This window comes from Pseudoalteromonas sp. S558 (assembly GCF_005886635.1).
Lineage (GTDB): Bacteria > Pseudomonadota > Gammaproteobacteria > Enterobacterales > Alteromonadaceae > Pseudoalteromonas > Pseudoalteromonas aliena.
This window is the reverse complement of the sequence record NZ_PNDU01000045.1, coordinates 1-4924: the sequence shown is the minus strand read 5'-3', so window position 1 is coordinate 4924 and position 4924 is coordinate 1. Positions and strand designations below refer to the sequence as shown.

5 protein-coding genes are annotated in these 4924 nt (G+C 37.9%); 2 read left to right on the top strand and 3 right to left on the bottom strand.

Translation table 11 applies throughout. The annotated features are described in order from the left end of the window. Nucleotides 1-283 precede the first annotated feature (283 nt). On the bottom strand, nt 284-1213 hold the full coding sequence (locus CWB66_RS03490; protein ID WP_138584351.1) for a DMT family transporter: 930 nt from the start codon (nt 1211-1213) through the stop codon (nt 284-286). A gap of 102 nt (nt 1214-1315) precedes the next feature. Between CWB66_RS03490 and CWB66_RS03485 the strand changes: the two genes are divergently transcribed. Continuing rightward, nucleotides 1316-2758, top strand: coding sequence for an aminotransferase-like domain-containing protein (locus tag CWB66_RS03485; RefSeq protein WP_138584350.1), 1443 nt, complete (start codon nt 1316-1318; stop codon nt 2756-2758). Between the two features lie 76 nt (nt 2759-2834). On the opposite strand, the gene CWB66_RS03480 is transcribed toward CWB66_RS03485, so the two are convergent. Further along, entirely contained in the window at nt 2835-3626 is a 792-nt protein-coding gene (locus CWB66_RS03480; RefSeq protein WP_138584349.1) for a YggN family protein, read from the bottom strand. Nucleotides 3627-4013: 387 nt separating this feature from the next. Here CWB66_RS03480 and CWB66_RS03475 point away from each other — a divergent pair, with 387 nt between their 5' ends. Continuing rightward, a complete protein-coding gene (locus CWB66_RS03475; RefSeq protein ID WP_007579801.1) occupies nt 4014-4199 on the top strand; it encodes a PA3496 family putative envelope integrity protein in 186 nt (61 codons plus the stop codon). 117 nt (nt 4200-4316) lie between these two features. Here CWB66_RS03475 and CWB66_RS03470 read toward each other — a convergent pair whose 3' ends face one another. Beyond that, entirely contained in the window at nt 4317-4814 is a 498-nt protein-coding gene (locus CWB66_RS03470; protein WP_138584348.1) for a glutathione peroxidase, read from the bottom strand. Nucleotides 4815-4924: the final 110 nt, after the last annotated feature.

The window sequence follows — 4924 nt, the reverse complement described above, 5'->3', positions numbered from 1 at the left end:
ATCTATCTCGAGCAGCTATTTTCAGCGCTAACTATGTTGAATTTACTTGCAATAGGCCAGCTATTGACGCGTAAATTCGCCTTGTTTTCACTGAAAATCTCTGGCTAGAGAAAAATAAATTTAAATATCATTATGATTCAATATATTAGTAAATATCTTAACCAGAGTTCAGGTTAAATACGTTTTAGCTAAATTGATGATTCGAAATATCCACTTTATCAGTTAATAAAAAAGCGCCTACTATAAAGTAGGCGCTTTTGCGTTAGTTGCGTTAATTACGCGTCTAACTGGGGACGGAACCTGCTTTAGCAATGGATCTATTTGCTAAAAAGGTATTAATTCGTTTTGTAGGGGTAAGTACAATGGCATTGCCCAGTAGTGCTAAGCTAAATCCTGCAAATGCATTTGCATGCCATTCAAAGCCCTCAAAAAAGCTACTAAGTGTGACAGCAACCAATGGAAATAAAACAATAACGTAGCTGGCTTTTTCAGGACCTATATTTCTTAGTAGGGCAAAGTAACAGCCAAAAGCGATTACGGTGCCAAATACCGATAAATAAAGTAATGACAACCAGTAACTAGTCAGTGCGTTTAAACTAAATTGCACGTCATTTATTAATACATATAAAGCTAATCCAATAGCGCTATATAACATGCCCCATGCATTGCCTTGCAATACACCAATTTGTTTTTGAGAATTGCGCACGCTTACCATATTTCCTAATGAAGCCACAAAGGTGCCACCAAGAGCAAGTAGTAACCCGACCAACGCACCGTTACTCAAGTCGAACTGCTGTAGTTGTGGCCAAAATAAGCATGTAATGCCTAAAACAGCCAATACAGCACCAGTATAAATTCGTTTTGAAATTGGTTTACCAAAAAATAATCGAGTGTTAACTATGTTCATAACGAGTAGCATTGAAAAAGCGATAGAGGTCATTGCTGATGAGAGGTAATTTTGTGCCCAGTACAGTAGTAAGTAATTTAAGCCAAAGTTGCAAATAGCTAATAAAGCGAAAAAACCATGATCCACTAATGAAAAACGCATAATGGGTTTTTTGTACGCGACATATAACCACATTAAAAGTGCTGCAATAGCAAAGCGATAAAATAACGACAACTCTACCGCAATATCACCTAACTGAAACTCAATGGCTAACCAAGTAGAACCCCAAATTAGAACGGTAGTAATGTATAGCGCTGCACTTTTCATGGATGATCTCCAAAGCTCAATTGAATGGCTATTTTAAGACCTATCTGTATACTTACCATAAACAGAAAAGTATAAATGCAACCTATACAGATTTGGTGCGTGATGATAAGACAAAAAAATAGCCAAGGGCACGAGTTTTTATATCAGCAAGTTATTCAGTTGATTAGAGATATGAGTGCTCAGCAAGTTTTACTCCCAGGCGAAAAACTTCCATCGCTACGTAAAATGGCAGACAACTTAAATATAAGTATCCCTACAGTAAAGCAGGCGTACCAAGTACTTGAAGATCAGGGGCTAATAGCGGCGCGTGAAAAGTCTGGATACTTTTTGAAAGTAGTCACTATGGCGCACAACCTACCTAAACGGGTTAAATTAAGTCGCGAACCAGTCGTTGTAAATAAACAAGCATTAATAGAACAGGTCTACAGTGCGATTCATCAGGCCAACGTAGTCCCTTTTGGCATTGCTAATCCAATTGCAGCTGCGCCCACTGATAAAGCACTTGCCAGAAATATGCGCAGAGTAATGACTCTTGCTGGAAGTAAGGCCATAAACTATGGGCCAACAGATGGCTTTGTACCGCTGAAAAAACAGCTGGTGTATCGCTATTTAGATTTTGGTATTGGCGTTAATATGGACGAGCTAGTGATCACCAATGGCGCGCAAGAAGCCATGGCTATCGCGCTAAAGTGCGTGACACAGCCAGGTGATATAGTGGCCATAGAAACGCCCTGTTATCATGGGATCATAGAGCTAATCGAAAGCTTAGGCCTTAAAGCGCTCGAAATACCACTGTGCCCAGATAATGGCATTTGGTTAAGCGATTTGGAACGCGCTTTAAATGAGCATAATATTAAAGCGTGTTTATTCTCGACAGCAATTAGTAACCCTGTAGGCAGCTTTATGCCAGATACAAACAGGCAGCAGTTGGTGGAGTTACTAGAAAGCCAAAACGTAGTGCTGATAGAAGATGATGTATATGGTGATTTATATTTCACGGCAAAGCGAGGCACACCTGCATTAGCTTACTCCAAAAAAGGATTAGTGATCAGTTGCTCATCTTTTTCTAAAACGGCAGCGCCAAGCTATCGTGTTGGTTGGCTAATTGCTGGTAAATTTGCAACACAAGCACGGCGATATAAAAGAGCATTAAGCTGCTCTGCTTCATTAATAAATCAATGGACCCTATCAGAATTTGTTGCCAGCGGGGAGTACGACCGAAACTTAAAAGTACTTAGGCAACGCCTGCGCGACAACAAAGAGCGTATGCGGTGGTGTTTACAACAAGTCATGCCGCAAAATACGCGTATAAGCAATCCACAGGGAGGCTGCGTTATGTGGCTCGATTTAGGGGGCGAGTACGATAGTCAAAAATTATTTTTACTTGCGTTAGAAGTGGGTATTAGTATTACACCAGGGCTTATTTTTTCGGCCTCGAATAAATATAAAAGCTGCATCAGATTAAGCTATGGTGTGCAATGGGGTGAGCAAATTGAACAAGCGATAGTTACGCTGGGCAAGCTTACCTTACTAGCTAAAAAGTAATATTGTAGAACACAAAAAAGCAGCATTTAAGTAAACTTAAGTGCTGCCAAAGGGATATTAAATAACGTAGGTTGTATTAGTTTTTAAAGCTAAATAACTGGTAACCTTTAAGTTCTGGCACTTGCATTACTAATTTCTCTTCTTGTTTTGCAATATCGGCAAAGTTATCACATAAAGAATTAGCGCGTTTTTCAAGTGCGTTTGCATGTAACTCTACTTTTTCTTCTATTTGTGCGCCCATATTTTCCATGCGTTGCTCAAAAGCATCCATATCGCCGCCCGAACCAAGTAACTCAGAGCCTAAAGCGACTAAAATACTACCCATAGATTGCATTACAGCCGATTCGACTACCGTCTCCATTTGTTCTTCAAACTGTTGCTCAAAATTTTCACCAAATTGGTTAAAGCTTTGTTGCCCCATCACAAATGTACCTTGCTGGTAAAAAGTGTTTTCTACTTCGATTTTAATGTCGTCCATAAGTGCAGACATATTATCAAGGCCGTCAATATTAAATGCATTACCTACTTCTTCTAGTGCAACGCCGGCAATTTTAACGCCTTCAAGCGCGATGTTAGCTACTTCAGGCAACTGGGTGCGTAAACTATCAGAATATTTAGTGAGTGCTTCACGTTGCGAGTCATTAAGTGCCACAAATTGGCCATTTACAGTTAAGTCACCATTGGAGTTAAATTGCATGGTTTTATTGTTGGCGGTAAAAATTTCTAATTCATTTGGTTTAATACGCACGTCGTTTTTAAATTCTACATCGCATTGATCACTGCTAAACGAAATAGTTGAATCGTTGTCGTTATGAGCCATAGCTGCTGGCGTACAAATTAATGCGCTAACTAATAGTAATTTTTTCATGTGCATTCTCTACTTTATTGTTGATGACTATTAACTTATAACAAGTTTGGTGCCACTATTTTTTTATTTTAATAAACAGATAGTTAATGTTTGTTTGGGTTTTAAGTTGCTTTACTTTGATTATAAAAAAACTATTTTTTAGTCAAATTCACTAAGTTATATAAAGCTATAAACAATATTTATCGATACGATAAAAAACTCTCACTTTCCACAATCGAAATTTAACGCTATTTATTCACATTACTGACATGAAGATTATTTACGATAGTCACATGGCTTTATTTTGACGCTAATTTGCACCGCGATTTAGTGTTAAACATTTTAATTTTATCAACTATTGCGATAATAAAATCTTTAGTTGGTCTCAAACACTTTATGGAGTGGGTTGTGGGTAAGACATTTAGTTACGATGCGCTAGATGACGATTTTGTTGAAGACGAGTACGAAATGCTCGGACGTAATCAACATGATAAGAACAAGCAAAAGGTTAAGAAAAAGTTGGAAGACTACCTTGAGCAAAAGCGCTTGCGTAAAAATCTAGGCGAAGACGATTTAAGCGATTATACCGACTAAATCACGCTAGTATAAATAAATACCAATTAACATTGGGCGCTTAAATGTTCAGTTATTCGTATGTTCAAGTGCCAATCGTATTGGCAATAAAGAGGCTTAGCGCCTCTTTATTACTTTTTAAAGTGTACTTTTAGCTTGTATTAATGCTCTTTGAATAGTGAGTTCTAGTTTTTCTGGTTTAGTAAAAGGTGCGTAGCGCTTAATAGGTGTACCATCTGCGGCAATTAAGAATTTAGTAAAATTCCATTTAATTTTTCGTGTTAAAAAACCTGGCAAAGCCGACTTTAAATAGCGAAATACAGGGTGTGCGTGTTCACCATTAACATCCGCCTTGGCTGCCATTAAAAAACTGACCCCATAATTAATCAAACATCCTTGCTCTATTTGAGTAGCATCTCCGGGTTCTTGTTGACCAAATTGATTACACGGAAATCCTAAAATAATTAAACCTTGGTCGGCATATTTAGTATGTAAAGCTTGCAATGACTCATACTGGTAGGTAAATCCACATTCACTTGCGGTATTAACGATAAGCACAACTTTACCTACAAAATCATTAAAATTAATAGTGTTACCTTGTAAGCTTGTTGCGCTTAATTGATGAAATTGGTGCATATTCACATCTTTATTATTGTTGTTGGCAGCATTTTAACCCTAGTGCGGTACTTCATAAAGTATAAAGGTTACAAACCTTGCGCCGCAATTAAATCGCCCCTAGATTGAAC

Bases quoted from the DNA above. Each gene is read 5' to 3' on its own strand.
- CWB66_RS03490 (WP_138584351.1), bottom strand. From the start codon at position 1,213: ATGAAAAGTGCAGCGCTATACATTACTACCGTTCTAATTTGGGGTTCT.
- CWB66_RS03485 (WP_138584350.1), top strand. From the start codon at position 1,316: ATGATAAGACAAAAAAATAGCCAAGGGCACGAGTTTTTATATCAGCAA.
- CWB66_RS03480 (WP_138584349.1), bottom strand. From the start codon at position 3,626: ATGAAAAAATTACTATTAGTTAGCGCATTAATTTGTACGCCAGCAGCT.
- CWB66_RS03470 (WP_138584348.1), bottom strand. From the start codon at position 4,814: ATGCACCAATTTCATCAATTAAGCGCAACAAGCTTACAAGGTAACACT.